This window comes from Mesorhizobium sp. WSM4814, from assembly GCF_055811595.1.
Genome location: NZ_JBVVQT010000011.1, coordinates 59,941 through 75,621, shown reverse-complemented (window position 1 = coordinate 75,621; position 15,681 = coordinate 59,941). Strand labels below are relative to the sequence as shown.

The 15,681-nt window shown below is 58.1% G+C and carries 11 protein-coding genes and 3 pseudogenes; 5 read left to right on the top strand and 9 right to left on the bottom strand.

Annotated features, from left to right (window positions below):
* Nucleotides 1–63: 63 nt before the first annotated feature.
* The gene (gene virD4, locus AC0L2V_RS18120) at nt 64–1,809 is read right to left on the bottom strand and encodes a type IV secretion system ATPase VirD4 (RefSeq protein ID WP_473520852.1); all 1,746 of its coding nucleotides are present in this window, start codon (nt 1,807–1,809) and stop codon (nt 64–66) included.
* A 249-nt stretch (nt 1,810–2,058) separates the two neighbouring features.
* A complete protein-coding gene (locus tag AC0L2V_RS18115) occupies nt 2,059–2,943 on the bottom strand; it encodes a hypothetical protein (protein WP_473520781.1) in 885 nt (294 codons plus the stop codon).
* A 1,555-nt stretch (nt 2,944–4,498) separates the two neighbouring features.
* Here AC0L2V_RS18115 and AC0L2V_RS18110 point away from each other — a divergent pair.
* The 3 genes and pseudogenes from AC0L2V_RS18110 to AC0L2V_RS18100 all read left to right on the top strand — a co-directional run.
* Nucleotides 4,499–5,004, top strand: a pseudogene (locus AC0L2V_RS18110) (IS21 family transposase); the annotation flags it as partial.
* Nucleotides 5,005–6,289: 1,285 nt separating this feature from the next.
* On the top strand, nt 6,290–6,481 hold the full coding sequence (locus AC0L2V_RS18105; protein WP_473520780.1) for a hypothetical protein: 192 nt from the start codon (nt 6,290–6,292) through the stop codon (nt 6,479–6,481).
* Nucleotides 6,462–6,881 carry a hypothetical protein gene (locus tag AC0L2V_RS18100; protein WP_473520779.1) on the top strand — a complete coding sequence of 140 codons (420 nt, stop codon included), beginning with the start codon at nt 6,462–6,464 and terminating at the stop codon, nt 6,879–6,881. The genes AC0L2V_RS18105 and AC0L2V_RS18100 overlap by 20 nt, the downstream gene beginning before the upstream one ends.
* 106 nt (nt 6,882–6,987) lie before the next feature.
* Here the strand turns inward: AC0L2V_RS18100 and AC0L2V_RS18095 are convergent, their stop codons facing one another.
* Nucleotides 6,988–8,025, bottom strand: coding sequence for a cytochrome-c peroxidase (locus AC0L2V_RS18095; RefSeq protein WP_473520778.1), 1,038 nt, complete (start codon nt 8,023–8,025; stop codon nt 6,988–6,990).
* 754 nt (nt 8,026–8,779) lie between these two features.
* On the opposite strand from AC0L2V_RS18095, the gene hemN reads away from it, so the two are divergent.
* Entirely contained in the window at nt 8,780–10,114 is a 1,335-nt protein-coding gene (hemN, locus tag AC0L2V_RS18090) for an oxygen-independent coproporphyrinogen III oxidase (RefSeq protein WP_473520777.1), read from the top strand.
* A 408-nt stretch (nt 10,115–10,522) separates the two neighbouring features.
* On the opposite strand, the gene AC0L2V_RS18085 is transcribed toward hemN, so the two are convergent.
* Nucleotides 10,523–11,356 (bottom strand): prephenate dehydratase, encoded by an 834-nt coding sequence (locus tag AC0L2V_RS18085; RefSeq protein ID WP_473520776.1) that lies wholly within the window; start codon nt 11,354–11,356, stop codon nt 10,523–10,525.
* 253 nt (nt 11,357–11,609) lie between these two features.
* Nucleotides 11,610–11,822, bottom strand: a complete 213-nt coding sequence (locus AC0L2V_RS18080; protein ID WP_095777381.1) for a cold-shock protein — start codon at nt 11,820–11,822, stop codon at nt 11,610–11,612.
* 554 nt (nt 11,823–12,376) lie between these two features.
* Here AC0L2V_RS18080 and AC0L2V_RS18075 point away from each other — a divergent pair.
* Nucleotides 12,377–12,992: pseudogene (locus AC0L2V_RS18075) on the top strand (M16 family metallopeptidase); the annotation flags it as partial.
* A gap of 56 nt (nt 12,993–13,048) precedes the next feature.
* On the opposite strand, the gene AC0L2V_RS18070 reads toward AC0L2V_RS18075, so the two are convergent.
* From AC0L2V_RS18070 to AC0L2V_RS18055, 4 genes and pseudogenes are all read right to left on the bottom strand, one after another.
* Entirely contained in the window at nt 13,049–13,732 is a 684-nt protein-coding gene (locus AC0L2V_RS18070; protein WP_473520775.1) for a transposase, read from the bottom strand.
* Between the two features lie 481 nt (nt 13,733–14,213).
* Nucleotides 14,214–14,336: a hypothetical protein gene (locus tag AC0L2V_RS18065; RefSeq protein ID WP_473520774.1), complete on the bottom strand. Its 123-nt coding sequence runs from the start codon at nt 14,334–14,336 to the stop codon at nt 14,214–14,216.
* A 418-nt stretch (nt 14,337–14,754) separates the two neighbouring features.
* Nucleotides 14,755–15,093: a sterol desaturase family protein gene (locus AC0L2V_RS18060; RefSeq protein ID WP_473520773.1), complete on the bottom strand. Its 339-nt coding sequence runs from the start codon at nt 15,091–15,093 to the stop codon at nt 14,755–14,757.
* A 74-nt stretch (nt 15,094–15,167) separates the two neighbouring features.
* Nucleotides 15,168–15,674: pseudogene (locus AC0L2V_RS18055) on the bottom strand (GntR family transcriptional regulator); the annotation flags it as partial.
* Between the last annotated feature and the right edge of the window lie 7 nt (nt 15,675–15,681).

Here is a 15,681-nt window from a genome sequence, read left to right as displayed (position 1 = left end):
CACCTGCGACGAAGCTGTTACACGGGATGGATTACTATTTCGCGGGTCCACACTAGCCTCACATCAAACTGTATCGTCAAAGTCCTGCGCCAATGCACGCAGCGGGTCATCGAGTTGAGATTCTGCCGAGAGTCCCTCGTCTGCTATCGTCAAGGGTGCCGGCTCCGGGAGGTCGCCTGTCTGGTTTTCAAAGATGCGTTTCAGAATGCGATCCGAAAAATATCGCACCTTCCTCAATTGCAATGGTGGCAGACCTTTGATTAGAACAATCTCGTACTCGTCATCGAGCAGCCGAACCTGTTCGGGACGCAACAGCGGTGCACCCTGATGTGAATTCTGGATGTTCCAATCGAACGTTCGCGCCTGGCTGTAGGAAATCGACTTGGCTTCAAACGTGTATTCACCGATGGCTTTGGAAATGTAGGTTGGAGTCTCGTCATCGGCCGTGGCCATGAACACTTGCAGGCCGGTATTGCTGAGAAAATTCTGCTTGCCAGCCTCGCCATAGGCCCCCGTCAGTGCCGAGAGGCTTTGGATGATGAGCATGAAGCGACCCTTGTAGCCCGCGATGGTCGTAATTGCGGTCTCGATCGCCTCCAGCTTACCCAAGTGCTTGAATTCATCGAGCAGAAACAGAACTTCGTATTTTTCATCCCGGCGAGGCAGCGACCGCTGTAGAATTGAAACGACTTGCTGAAAGAACAGGCGTATCAAAGGCGCGACCACCTCAAGATCGTTCGGACCAACGCAAAGATAGATGCACGTTTTGCGACGGCGAAGATCGTAGACCGAAAAATCTGAGCGACTTGTGGCCGCCTTTACAGCGGGATCCGCCCACAAATTGAGCCCGCCATCGCCAAGGACGGACGTATAGGAGGTCAGGATTTTTGTATCGTTCCCCGCCATGTCGTCGAAGATGCGTTGTGCCTCTTTGTTCCGGGTCTCCATGGCAAGTCGCGCGAAGAGCTTAAACTTCTCCCCCGGCTGGGCGAAGAGATCATAGACGGCGCCGATTGTTGGCGTGCCCCGCTCGATGCAGGCGAGGATGCCCGCGACAAAGAGATCTCGCGCGCCGTTGACGAAACCTTCCGCGCCCTCCCCCTTCGCCGTAATTAGGTTTGCCGCCAGGCGGCGGGCCTCGGTGAATTGCTGCTGTGGAGACAGCGCTATAAGGTCCAACAGCGGATTATAGCAATTCGTGCGCCGCTCCGAATCCAGCGGCGCAAATTTGAACACCTCGTCGCCCGCGGCCTGGCGCGCCCTTGAGGTGAGCTCAAAGAGCTCCCCCTTGACGTCGAGAGCTATCACTGAGCCTTTGAATGTAAGTAGCGTTGGAATGACTATGCCGACGCCCTTACCAGCACGGGTCGGTGCAACGATGAGGCTGTGAGGCTGCTCGCCATTGGTCAGGTAGTAGCCAGGCCAGAAAGGGCCACTCGTTTTCCCAAATACTGGGCCTGTCACGCCACGGTATCGTCGTAGATAACCCGTGCGTCGCATTTCATCCACTCGCGCCCAACGCGCCGTCCCGTGATGTTCGAGATTGCGTCGTAATACGATCTGCTGAATCAGCAAGACGACCGCGGACGTCGAGAGCACGATAGCTACGCCCCGATAGAAGACGGGGGTTGCGAAACCCAGATAGAAGGGCGTCTCAAACCAAAAGGCACGGACGTCAAACGTCATCAAAGCCTCGCCGCTACCCCCGTGGCGCAACGTTGCGTACAGACTTGCCGCGCAGAAGCCCAAGGCGAGCGAGCACGCGATGCTAAGAGCTATGTTGGGGGGCGTCGTTTTTGATGAAGCCATCGTTCGGTAGCTAATGCTGCGCTTGCTTTCAGACACCGAACCGACATCACGCGATGTAGCCGCTCGACAGTTCGATGCCGGACCGGTGGATGCGATACTTTGCTTCGGCACACCAGCAAATGTGGATTTGAGAGTTACGCACCGGAGAAAATGTTAAGCAAGCTACGTCCACGGCCGGCGGAATGGAAACCGGCAAGGCCGTGAACGGAAATTGGAGGGAGAGAGCGTCACTGTGCCATGGCCAAGACCTCAGCGGCCCGAGTTCGTTCGATCTCTGCTTCTGGAGGAAGCCATTAGGTCCTCTCGGGCGTGATCGTAGGCGTGGCTTATGGACCGCGCGATTTGACCACCCTGCCGCAGCTGTTCATGCGACGTTTGAGGTCCTACTGTATCACGGACTGAAGTCTCAATACTTGTTATGCGCCCGTCCAAATTCGAAGTCCGTTCCCCTGCTGCACGCTGCGGCCGAGGCATGTTCTGCAACAGACCATGCAGGTGGGGAAGTGAGCTAGCTTGCGCCTGTTGATTTGGGTCTAATTCATGATACACGGCGATAATGGCATTTTGTGCGGTCTCCTTGACCATGTGGTGATTATGAGGATCAGCAGCCAATTCAATCGCCTGCTCAAAAATGCGAGATTTATTCTGGTCGTTAAACTTACTGAAGTGTTCCGCCACAACCATAACTCCAGCAGCTTGCCCCATTGGGTCCATGTTGCCAATGCGATTAACAAGAGCAGTTTGCTTCTCTGGCCCTAAATAATGGCCTAGATTACTGGCCGCTTTGACTTGGAGCAAAGCTACATCATCCGAGTTGAACCCCAATCCGGCGGTCAATGTTTCGACCAGATTGTTGGCTGATCGTCCGAGCTGGTTGTTGCGCCTATCAAATCTGCTGAGGTCAGATTCTTGCCCGGGTGCCACGCCCTGAACTGCACGTCGCGTTTGCCTCTCGGCGGATTTAAAGCTCCCAAGATCACGTGCTGTATCGCGCGGGTTAGCGGTTACTAACCGTTCTGCAACATTGGTCAGTGGCCCGTCTGGAAGGTCAAGGTGGTTGCGGCGTTCCTCGGCCCTCCTCCCGTCGCGGGATGAACTTCCAGCTGCACGTGTCCGTTTGCTATCGCGATCCATTGCTCGGCCTCCAAAGGCGTTTCTCTACCCCATGAGGTTACCACCGAAGCTTGATCTGCTAAACCAATATGGTGTTACACTTGTAGTCTCGCGGAGGCTTCTCCCAACTCTCTGGGTCACGCCGAGAGCCCATCTAAGCCAAAGAAATATGATGAAGTTGGCCTCAAAAGACGATGCGTGTTTCGCAGCCTGATGGCACGAATGGCACGCCGATGCCGCCTCTTTCGCCTGCTCCTACCCGTCGTTGGAAAACCCGGGCATGATGTCGCCCGCAGCAGCTTCTCCTTTGAGAGCAGGCCTGCATGCTCGAGCGTTTCGAGGACGACCATCGCCTAGTTCCAGCCGACCACCCGCGCCGAGCTGTCCTCCTTCCTTGGCAGGGAATCAGTCGCGACCTGATCGGCAATTTGCACAGCGCCGCGCTAATATCATTGCCGTGCCATGCCACCACCAAGGCGTTCCTGCTGCAGTTGGGGTTCGACACCACTCGCGATCTCCCCGACCCAACCAGCGCAGGCTACGAGCAAAAGTCCGGTGGGGAAACAAATCGCTCACGCAAGCGGGCAGCACGGCATCGCGCAATGCCGCCCCGTCCTCCACGCCGCCACGCCTGTCGTGTAGCGGCAGTCAGCACCAGCGCTGGCGACAGGTGCCGGTCCGTGTCTCCTGCCCGCGGGCTATTGAATCGAGCGAGCCGATCCCGGCTCTAGAGGCAATGGCGATATCTTCAATGCCCTGTGCCGCCGGGTTTTCTCAACGAGAAGCGTCACCTCTGGAGCAACATGATTTGTCGCGGCGCTGCTTGCAACCGGAATGAGAACAGACGCTGCGCCTATCGACACCTCATAACGAAGGATTGTCGGTCCGTGTTATGGAGGTTGACGGGTTGCAATTGCCGCGCACCGTCCAGCAGTGCGACGATCTCGCGATCGGTATAGATATGCGGCGTCAGCCGCCGGTGCGCCTCGCCGAATATGGTAGTTGCCGGAATTAGGTCGCCGGATCGAGGCGATTCTCATTTTCGGCAAAGGGTCGCCGCCCTTCCAGGCAAACACATCCCGCCTCTCGATGGTATGAAGGACATCTCGGCCGGAAGCCAAAGCACCTCAGCCGATGCCGGTCACGACAAAAGGCAAGTCTTGCCGCCTTGGCCGATCGCGAATTCGGCACTTACCTCGCACCCGATGCGCCAAGCACTCTGCTGAAGGCAGATCGCGCGCCCGGCGCGGATCAACGGAAACGCATGTCCCTTTGCTGTGGGCGCCGGTTCCGGTACCTGAACCACACCGTCGTCATCCCGACAGGCTTCCCGGCCTGGCCGGAAGCTACGTCCTCGACGCTCTGACGGCACCGCGCGCGGACGTTCGCGACACCTGCTGGCACACCCCGAAACAAAAATGCCCATAGCCCACCGCGCACTGTGATCGGGCGAGGAATATTCCCTGATTGTGAGCATCGAAAATTTCCCTAGTTGGCGCTGCTGCCGCCCGCGACCCGTCCCGGAACTAGCGGCTCTCGCTCCGGCCTCGATAGTCCGTTCCGATTTGAAGCGGCGTTGGTGCTCCAAGGAGAACTTCTGATCATATTGGATCTACAGCGTCAGGGCCTGTCCGTGACGGCGATCGCCCGGCGAACATGCCGCGACCCAAGATGGTCTGCAAATACATGGAGCGCGGGCTCCAACTCCCGGCCTATGGCCCGGGACAGGCGGGGCGGCCAAACAAGATCGCGCCCTTTGTCGACTATCTACGCGAACGGGTCTCAACCTTTCCCGACCTGAGCCCCGTGCGCCTGACGCGCGAGATTCGTGAGCGCCGCTATGACGACGCCTACCCCGCCGTGAAGCGCCTCGTGGCCGCGATCCGACTGCAGGAGCAGGTGCGTCCCTTTGAGGTGTAGTTCGAGAATCCGGCCGGACATCAAGCACAGATCGACTTCGCGCGCTTCGTCACCGAGTTCACCGACGCCAGGCGTGATGCGCATCGTCCGGCTGTTCTCGCTCGTGCTTGTCACTCGCGCTAGATCTTCGCCCGCTACGTCATTCACCAGGACCTGCAGACGTAGCTGCGCTGTCATATGCAGGCTTTCGACGCCATTTGGAGGAAACCCGTCGAGGGCCGACCCGCGCGGGCGGCCTCAATACGCGATGACCCGCTCTCTCACGAAAGTACGGGCGAGCCGTACTGCTCGCGCGCAACCGAATCACTTTGCAATCCGTTTTGCGCCTCAGCCGCATCAATGCAGGCGCACCATCGACATCACTCTGCTTGCAGCATCTCACCTCGCAAAGAGAGGGTCAGTTCTTCGCGTCGTCAGGGGTCAGTTTCTCAATTCGGCCGACACCCATCCACCGGCCATTCTGGTCCTAACAGGCCTGTTGGCGGGAGCGATTGTCGTGACAAGCCTGTTTGGGGGGTGATCGGGAGGACAGCCCGGACATTTCTGGCATGGCGCGCAAGCTGTAGCTGAAGCCTTCGAAGCCGCTCTCCGCTCCGTATTTGCGGGCAGCCTCCTTGCCCGGCTTGAACCGCTGATCGGAACAACGGGCCGTATCCCGAGCGGCGCGGTTTGAGCACCAGAGTGAGCGGCTCGCCCGATGCGAGCTTGCGTCGCCTTCCTGATTCCCTCCTCTCGCCTGATGCCGGCCCGAGATGCGTCTCGCCTGACGGTCGATGCCCCTCCCTAAACCACTGTGGCTGTGCAGGTCTTTGGCGGGCTGTGCAATTGGGGACCAGTGTCGATGAATGAGCGGATCAGCTTGCTTCTGATGCCCGCCATTTGCTTTTCGGGCATCGCACCTGATTCCTTCAAGAAGAACTGCAGGGTGGTTCGATCCGGCACTGACCCTTAAGCGGGGGGGCTGGTTTTGAGCCGGCGCCGGACCGAACCGTCTCAGGGCAACGCCGGCTATCTCGTGGATGATTGGGACGACCTCGCGGCTAAACGGTGGCGACAATGTGTCACGGAATCACCGTTTCCAACACGCACCTAGCAAATGTGACTAGACGTTTCCGAAACGGCGCGCAGATCGGCTTCGGCCAAAGCTCTGCAGTTCGGCGGCGAAACGCGATGTTGGCTGCAGGAAGAGCATTGACCGATCACAGCGGCCGAGATGAAGGATACGGAAATACTCACAATACTGAATCCGCAGCACGACAGGCCATGCACGCACAGTGATCAGCCGCTGCGACTCGACCGGCGCGAACTCGACCAGATCCTCATGCCTTAAGGACTCACACTGGAAAGCCACTGAGTGACGGGATCACCTTGCCGGTTGCCTTAGCTGTGGGCGCCCGTAATAGGCCCGGAACCGCGTCGAAATCGCGCCTTCCTGCTCGATGCTTCTGTGCCGATCGACCTGCGGATCGAGACTGCGCTCGATGTGGACGTCAGATCGTGGCTGGCATTCGCGGCCCAGAAGACCGAAGAGCTGCTCGTGCTGGCCCAAGGCTTGTCCGAAGGCAGGCACGCCGTAGCAGGCCCATTGAAAGCTTCTGCCGAGACGGCTGCCGAGCGCAATGTCCACAAAGGTCCATGATCCGCTCGTCGACGGGCGAATCGCCAGCATTGACGGCGGCATGAAGCAACGAAAGAGCACATTTCCCGAGCCCTCTAGAGTCCAGGTTAGCACGCTCGGCCTTCCGCCGTTCCCTGCGACGACCATCGGGTCCTTCCCGCAGACGCCGCAGGTTGCGCAAGCTGCACTCCGCTCATGCGAAGGGCCAGCTGAGCTATGTCGACTACGATGCCTCCCTAAAGAAGGAGCCCGAGGCGGAGATCCGCTGGTAGGAGGAGATCGGGCTGGACGTGCTGTGCACGGCGAGTTCGAACGAAACGAGATGGTGCAGCATTTCGGCGAGCAGCTGTCCGGCCGCGCCTTCACTCAGCAAGGCTGGGTGCAAAGTTATTGCTCCCGCCACGCCCTCCCATCATCTTAGGCGACGTATTGCGGCCAAATCCGATGACGGTGCGCTGCGGCAATTCGCGCAATCGATGACGGAACCAATGCTCACGCGCCCGACGCGATCGTCTATTTCCCAACATCTACGATTGAGGTCGAGGTGTTGTCGCCGTTTCAGTGGGTAAGATCGGATAGGCTATCTCCGGTAGCTTTCCGGTCAGCGAATTAAGGAAGGCAACGAGCAGGTCGACTTCGTTTTGCGTTAATTCTTCGCCGAGCTGGGTGGTTCCCATGATGGCGACGGCCTGTCTCAGGTCCCAAACCTTGCCCGAATGAAAATACGGCGCCGTGATTGCTACGTTGCGCAGCGGTGCCACGCGGAAAACATAGGAATCGTCGGCTGCATTGGTGACGGCAAATCGGCCCTTGTCGTACTCCGGCAGAACATCCGCGCTAGGTTTCTCAACGAGGCCGAATGGGTAATACCCTCCCCCTCCAACGTTGATACCGGAATGGCAAGACGAGCAGCCCTTTTCGATGAAAAGCGCTAGGCCCTGTTTCTCTTCGGAACTGATGGCGGCGTTATCGCCATTGAGAAAGGCGTCGAAGGGGGCCGGCGAGACCAGTGTCGCCTCAAAGGCTTCGATTGCCTTGGCCACGTTTTCGAAGGAAATGCGATCGGCTTCACCCGGGAAAGCCGAATTGAACCACTCGACATATTGCGGCATCGACTTGAGCGTGTCGATGACTTGATCCGGTGTGTTGGCCATTTCGCCACCGGCCTGTATCGGTCCTTTGGCCTGAGCCTTCAGGTCCGCGGCGCGACCATCCCAAAACTGCCCTTTGTTGAAGACGGCGTTAAATACCGTCGGCGCGTTGCGCCATCCCTTCTGCCAACCATGGCCAATCGACGTTTCGCGATTGTCGTCGCCTCCGGTCGCCAAGTTGTGGCACGAGTTGCACGAGAAGACGCCTGACGACGAGAGGCGTGGATCGAAGAACAGCGCCTTGCCGAGGGCAATCTTCTCCGGTGTGATCGGGTTGTCGGCGACCGCCGGCCTGGATGGCAAAGGCTTGAAGGTGGCCAGTGCCGTTTGTTTGAGATCTACTGGGATCAGTTGCGCAGCAAATGCGGTGGCCGCCAGAAACGCAACAGCCATCGCAGTGAATAGCATTTTCATAAATGGTGTCCTTGCGGTATGCACGGCAACCATTTTCCATATGCGGTTCGCGAACGCCTTGCGCTAGATCAGCGGATCGAGAGAATCTGGCCTGCCGCCCGGGCCGTCATATGGCATCGAGCGGCAGAAACCATAACGGCGTGTTCATCGCTCCGACAGCGGATTCCAAGAGGTGGGCGCGCACCATCGCTGTTGTTCGCCCGGGGGGTTGGTTGGTTCGTGGCCCGTCGGACAAGCCACGACAAGGCCAACGTGTTTCTACAGCCGAAGTTTTGCTACTCCAGGCGGATGCGCGGCTCATGATATCGAACCAAGCTTTCTGGGTCTTCTGCACTTCCTTTTGCAAAATTCAAAGGGACGAGATCGGGAATGAAAGGCAATACTGAGCCAGTTACCGGACAGCCATAACCGGGCAGATCAGCGTTCACGACCGCTCGATACGGCGCTATAGACCTCGATGTTGGACGGCATCGAATAATCCTGTCGAGACATTTGTTGCTTTCAGCGGAAACCACCACTAGATGCGACGCTTCGCCGACTAAGGTTCAATCGGATCACGCGCTGAGGTTGACTGGTGGGTGCTTGGGCGCAAGACCCCTGCGCCGACAGGATTCGCACCGGACGACACTTCACCTCCGCCTTTCGTTTACAAACGCTGGTTCGCGGCGAAAGCGGAACGGATTTGACATAACGCAGAGACACAGGAGATTGCAGCGGTAGAAGAAGGACAGTTATCAGCTTGGGAGGGGAACTGTTGCAGACTTCTATCCTGAAAAAATATAGCGAGGCTCTCCTGCCTTGGTACACCATCTATCCGACCGTGCTGGAGTTCTCCGCCGCGGTCGGCGCCGAAACTTATGAGGAATGGCTTAGGGGTCTACAGGCTGACGATTCGGTGTCGCTCTATCTCCACATTCCGTTCTGCCAATCGATTTGCTGGTATTGCGGCTTCCCTACCACCGTCTCCCGCAATGATGCGCCGATCCTCAATTATCTGGTGGTGGTACGCGACGAAATCCGTTTGGTCTCGGAGCAAGTGCCGCAGGGGCTGCCAGTGAATGACGTGCATTTCGGCGGTGGAACCCCGACCCTTATCGGGCCTGCGGAGTTTTTGGCCATGGTCGAACTCCTGCGCCGCCGCTTCGCGTTCAGGAAATCCGCTACGATCGCCGTGGAGATTGACCCGCGCACGTTCACGGCCGAGATCGCCGAAGCGTTGGGAGCAGCCAACGTGAACCGCGCGAGCCTCGGGGTGCAGAGCTTTGATCCCATCGTTCAAAAAGCGATCAACCGGGTCCAGAGCGAGGCGCAGACGGCCGCTGCCGTCGAAGAGCTGCGTCGGCATGGAGTAAGTCGCATCAACTTCGATCTGATCTACGGTCTCCCGCATCAGACGGTCCAGTCATGCGTCCAGACCGCGACGTCGGCGGTCGCCATGCGCCCCAACCGGCTTTCAGTGTTCGGGTACGCGCACAATCCGTCCGTCATAAAGAATCAGCGCCTGATCGAGGAGACAGCCCTGCCGGACAGCGTTGCCCGCGCCGAACAGGCCGCCGCCGTGGCCGAGACGCTGGTTGCCGCCGGCTACCAAGAGATCGGCCTCGACCATTTCGCCTTGCCAGACGACGAACTTACCCTGGCGCAGACTAGCGGTCGCCTGCGGCGTAACTCGCTGGGTTACTCGGCCGACACCTGCAAAACCCTGATCGGTTTTGGCACATCGGCTATCGGGCGTGTCGGCGAGGGTTACGTCCAGAACGAGGTTACACGGGATTTGTACAGCCGGCACATAGCAGCTGGCCGTCTGCCAACGTCAAAGGGCTACCGTCTCACGGACGAAGACCGCGTGCGAGCCGCAATCATCGAGCGGCTGATGTGCGATTTGGAGGCCGATGTGCCGGCAATCTGTGCGGCCCATCGATTTGATCCGATCCGTTTTCGCGGTTCAGCTGAACGGCTGGCAATGCTGGCTGAGGACGGGATAGTGGACATCGAAAAGGGTTTCATCCGAGTGCGGCAGGAGCATCGCTTCGTCGTTCGCGCTGTTGCTGCCACATTCGATGCTTTTCTCGACCGGGTTGGCCCGTAACCACATCCAAGCAGCGTGAGGCGAGTCCAAGGATGACCGCTCGTGCTAAACGGCACGCTCATGAATCACCGCAGGCGCCAGTGACGGCGGCCTTGCACCGCCTGAAGTGCTTCGCGTTTCCGAATGGACGAGCGTTGCCGCCTATGAACGTCACAATCATTCGACGGTGACTGATTTTGCGAGTTTGTGCGGCTGTTCGACATCTGTGCCCATTACTACCGCCGTTTGGTAGGCAAGAAGCTGTGTCGGCAGCGATAAAATCAAGATGATCTCGTCTGGGGCCCGGCAGCACGACCGTGTGCATCGTTTCAAGTTTCGATTCGGTGCCCCGTTTTTCATCAGTGCCGAGGATCAACAGTTTGGCGTCATGGGCCGAAACTAGCTTAGCCATAGCTAGTCTAGCCATAGCTAGTAAAGACGTGGGTACGATCCCAGAATCCTAATGCCATCGATAGCCGCAAACGCAGCCAGCGCCGGGTGCGTCGAAACGTGTCCAGCGACATCGATCACATACTGATGGGTGTCCAGCCGCTCGCATGTTGGACGCTCATAGATGTTTAGAACGACTAAACCTTCCTTCGAGAACATGTTCAGTACATAATTGAGGTTTTCCTCTGAAACGCGGAGATGAAGTGTCGTCCGGTCGAATCCTGTCGGCGCAGGAGTTTTGCGCCCAAGCACCCACCACCGGGTTACGTTATGTAGCCCTTCTTCGATTCCTGTTCGCAAGATCTGCAGATTGTACAGCTTGGCTCCAAGTGCAGGACCAAATGCCGCTATCGAGAGAGACTTTTGCTCAGCCACGAAAGATGTCGTTCCCATGCGGCTCTCTCGCTCGACGTTCGGCATGTTCTCGTCGAGCCACGCGGCCACCTCCTGCAAGGCTACGGGATGGCCCATTACCTTGGTGATCGTTGAGAAACTCGCATCCTTGCTTGCAATCAGGCTGTAGCTCAGGACCTTCGAATACTCGGCGATAATCCTGGGAGACCTCAAGCTCAGGATTTGATCGAGGTAAGGAGTGGTTCCGACCAGAGAGGTCGTAGCTGGGGCGCATGCAACGTCGACGCAGCCCTTTTCATATGCTTCGAACAATCCGTCGCTGAACGGAACGAGTTCAACTTGGTCACCAAAGATGTCCAGCGTGGCTTGATGTGTCCAGGTACCCTCGGGGCCAATGTACCCGGCCCTCTTGATCCCGGAGGTGTCAATCGCTGGAGGCCCCTTGGATTGCTCGTTCATTCTCCGGCCACACTCGATCGAAAGTGCGTCAGACCCAACATCCCAGGAAGAATCACATGTGGAGAGGTTGACTGCAGAACATTAAGAAGCCGGGGACTCGCCCCTCTTCTCTGGCAAACATCTTGTTTCATAGGAATTGGCAGCTTCCCCAATCTGCTGCCCCGGTCGGCGATGGGATCCATGTTCTTGCCCGCTCTTATAGGGCGGTCGGTGGCACGTCTGCCCGGCTCTTGCCGGGCAGAAGCAGAAGAGTTCAGCCAGCTTTGCTGAGACTGCCAGCGGAGGACTTGCCAGTACGGCGGTCCTGTTCGATCTCGTAGTTGATCTTCTGCCCCTCATTAAGGGTCGAAAGGCCCGCTCGTTCGACAGCCGAAATGTGGACGAAAACATCCTGACCGCCATTGTCGGGCTGGATGAATCCAAATCCCTTGGTGCTGTTGAACCACTTTACCGTTCCGGTCGCCATAATCGTATTCCTTTGTAACCATTTCGATGTGGGCAGGCCATAAGCCAGTCCGCTTCATATCCGAGATTTCAGGAGGAGCAAAAGCGAAAATTGCAAATGCCACGCTCCAATTGCAAAGCGGCTCGCAAGGCCCACCATGACCAAGCATCGATCGAATTGATCGTAGTCGATGACGGAGCCAGTCTCCCGCGGGCGCTCGGAATGGCCCAAAAATCAAGCGAATGCTGCAACGTCCCGGAGATTCCAGAACCGCGTCTATCGCTGGTTTTGGAGCCCTATCACGAGATCTGCGATCTCCATGCGAGCAAGGGTACCCTGACGACCCGCAGCTGAGGGCGCGCGCTAACGCCACCACATTCGTCGCTCTCCGACGGGCAGTTTGCCTAGCCACTTTTTAAGCTGCAAGGGCTTCCCATTCGGCCGTGTCTGATATCCGACAATGTCGGATACGCAACACAGCACATCCGATAATCACATTGCCGAAAGGGTTTCCCATTTGGCACGGTTCGTGCGCGGTCATCGCAAACGCGTCACGAAGCCAGGAGATTCGCCCCATGATCCCCCACCAAAAAAATGCCGCCTCACCTTTCCCCCACGGACTCAAAGATAACGCTCGAGCCGGGCCTGGAAGCATGCTGAGGGCTCATCCCGGCCCGGCGCTGACCACTGATCCACTTTCAGTGAGAGCGACGAGGGCGCGGCACCTTCAAAATGAGGGACAACTCGCTTCGCCTCGAACCTTGCCCACCGCCCGGTCACCACAACCGAAGGCATCGATAAATCTTCGGTCTGGCCGGCTTGCGCGGGACACGTTTTGCGAGCGCGGTGGCGTTTGTAACCACCGCTCCGGTTCTGGCGGCCACCGACGACATCAAGGCAAGGAATTTCCTGCTCGACAACGGCATGGAGGTGGTCGTCATCCCCGATCACCGCGCGCCCATCGTCACCCATATGGTGAGGTACAAGATCGGCAGCGCCGACGAGCCGCCGGGGAAATCCAGCATCGCGCATTATTTCGAGCATCTGATGTTCAAAGCGACGGCCAATAACACCGCCGGCGAGTTGAACCGCGCGGTGGCCGAGATCGGCGGCTCGCCCAGCGCCTTCACCTCTTACGACTATCCCTTCTACGAAAGAGTGGCGCCCTCGGCGCTGGAGCAGATGATGAGCACTCGGATAGCGTCGACGACGAATACGTATCCGCTCCGGTCTGCGATTCAGTGTTATTACAGCCCCAGTTTCCTCTTCAGTTCCGCGTTCTCCTTGCGCAAGCGTTCCGCGAGCAGGCTCTTCAGTCGCTTGTTTTCTTCCTCAAGCGCGACGAGGTCCTTCAGATTGTCACCATCCGATGCAGGCGGCGCAGCCTTCTTCCATTGATAGTAGGTCTGTTCCGAGATGCCGGCCTGCTTTACGGCACCCTTGTGAGTGGCGCCGCCACTAATAGACTTCTCGATCTGGGCGAGCATATGGGCACGCTCCTTTTCAGAGTAAATCTTCCGTCCGGTCCCGACGGCCGCTGCTGGTGCTTCCTCCGCCTGAGGCGCCGTCTTGGCGGCATTCTTCCGAGCAGGCTGCCTAGGCTCAGCCTTCGCCTTCCGCGACCGTGGGACTTTCTTCTTTTCAGGCGTCTCCACTTTCGCTGCCGGTTCCGTTGCAGTTTTTACTGATTCAGCTTCCAAGGGATTTGCCATAAGATGCTCCGCTCGCGGTTTGTGCATGTGTTCAGCATCAAGCGCTACGGCACTAGAGTCAATAAGGCGACCATTTGGCAACTCCATCTCTTGGAGTTCCCTTGTTGTCTCGGCCATTGCTGCGGAGAGATCGACATCGCTCCAGATGGAACGACCCCGTTGTTGAGAACTGCGCTTCTGTCTGATCTCCACCGTGAACGGTCGGGTCTGCCGCCTCATAGTTTCTTCCTTGTTGGATACGAATTTTCGCGGAAGTCGCGGCAGACGACGAATGAACGTCTGGGCCTTCTTCTGTCGCCCGAGCTATATCCATCCGACGGCGCGAGCAAGCCTGCTGGCTACGCACACCCTGAACAGATCGTTTCCTATGAAGCCTGTGAGCAGGTAGGCTATGCCATCTCGGCATCGACGAAGATGTCGATACCCCCAAACCTGGCAGCATGCAAAAGCTATTTCCCCGTGTGTCCGAAAGTACAATCGACGGCTTGCATGCAAACTCAAAGAGGCTGCCCCAGAGCGCCGATCCAATCTCGGTCCCGGAGCGCGTGCCCGTAAGGCCAGCAAGGGCTCCGGACTGCAGGCCTGCACGCCTTCTGTGCCCCCGACCTTTCTCAGCATTCGCTCGACGCTTTCTCGCCGTGCCCTCGCCCAGCGCTAGCGCAACGGTCGTGCTGCCCCGGACAACGGCCGAGGTTCGCGTTCAATTTGGCGCGAAGCCGCCTGAGAGGGTGTAGTAGTCGCCGCCGCTCTGGTTCTTCTTCTTCCAGATGCCGCCGATCTCGATCCGGCGATTGCGCGGCGTCCTGTCATAGAGGCGATACACCGGAGCCTTCGGGTTTGTGTTTCAACCGGCTCGCCAGTGATGTCGATGTCGAAGGCCAGAGTGGCGAGGTTGCCGCTCAGGGTGTTGGTTTCGGCATCGCGATTGGATCAAGTCGACGATGTGGGTAATCGGAAGCCTCGCCGGGCGTACGCTCAGCCGGATGCCATCATCGGATCTTCATCGCTCGCGCTAGGCATCACTGGTTATTGGACTCTAACAACCTGTCGGCGGACGATTCCGCGGACGAGACTCATAGAGCCACGGCCGCCTGCAATTTCCAGGCAAGGTCTGCAAAACCTCGCCGTGCCTGAATGCCCTTCGAGGAGCATTGCACACTGCGTAGTTCCAGATCCTCCGTCTCCGATAAGGCGAGCGCCAATGATCCGTCCCCTTCAGGCGCAGTTGATGGGTTCCGACCTCAACAATCGGATTCGAAGCGTAAACCATTCCCAGCCTTTACACCGCTTCCGACTTTAGCTCTACGCCAGCGACGTCGATCAAATGGAAACATAACGTAATCGCGCACGGTGAGCGGCTCGGGTTGTTCTCGGAGGTCAACTTCCTTTTGGCAGTATGCCATGGAAAAAATCGTGTCCCAGATAGTTGAAAGGAAGCCGTAGTTTCGGCGCCCGTGATGCGGTTCCAACGAGTGGTGAATGCGGTGGAACTCGTTGTCGCGAATGACATCTCGAAGCGGCCCAAGATCGATGCGGGTGCTAGAGTGTGAAAGATGGGTCTGAAAAGCAATGAGCGTCATGGCAACAAAAGGCACTACGCCCAGATTCGAAGTGGAACAGCGTGAGTGGTAGTGCCACCAACCCTAGCCTTCCGGGGGCGTTGTGACATCGCCGCGTTCATCGCGCGCTTCAGGTCAGCGCCGGGAAATCAGATGGCGCGAGGTCGCCATACCGGAAATCGACCTTCAAGCGGTTGGGTAGGTAATCAGGTAATGGCGGACTGGCGCGCAGTCGCTCGCCGTAGCCGCAAAGGTGCATCGGGCCGGTCCGTTTTGCCACCGCGCTGCTGGCCTTGCTACGGACCAGCGAAGACGTACGCGAGTCCTTGCGCCTTGAATGACCTCGATGAAACGTTCCGCGGCCAACTGGTCGTAGGCGGCTGTAACCGTCGTTCGCGAAACGCCGAGCTCATTTGCGAGGCTGCGGGACGACGACAGCTGACTGCCGCGTTCATAAACCCCGGCCAGGATCTGCCCGCGAAGAGCTTCGTAGATCTGGCGCGGCCCAGGCCTTGCGAGCGACCTGCCGACGCGGCACGGGAAGACTGGACGATTTGCTTTATCGCCAACTGGACGTCCAATCTGAACCAGTGTGACGGCATTGTCCCC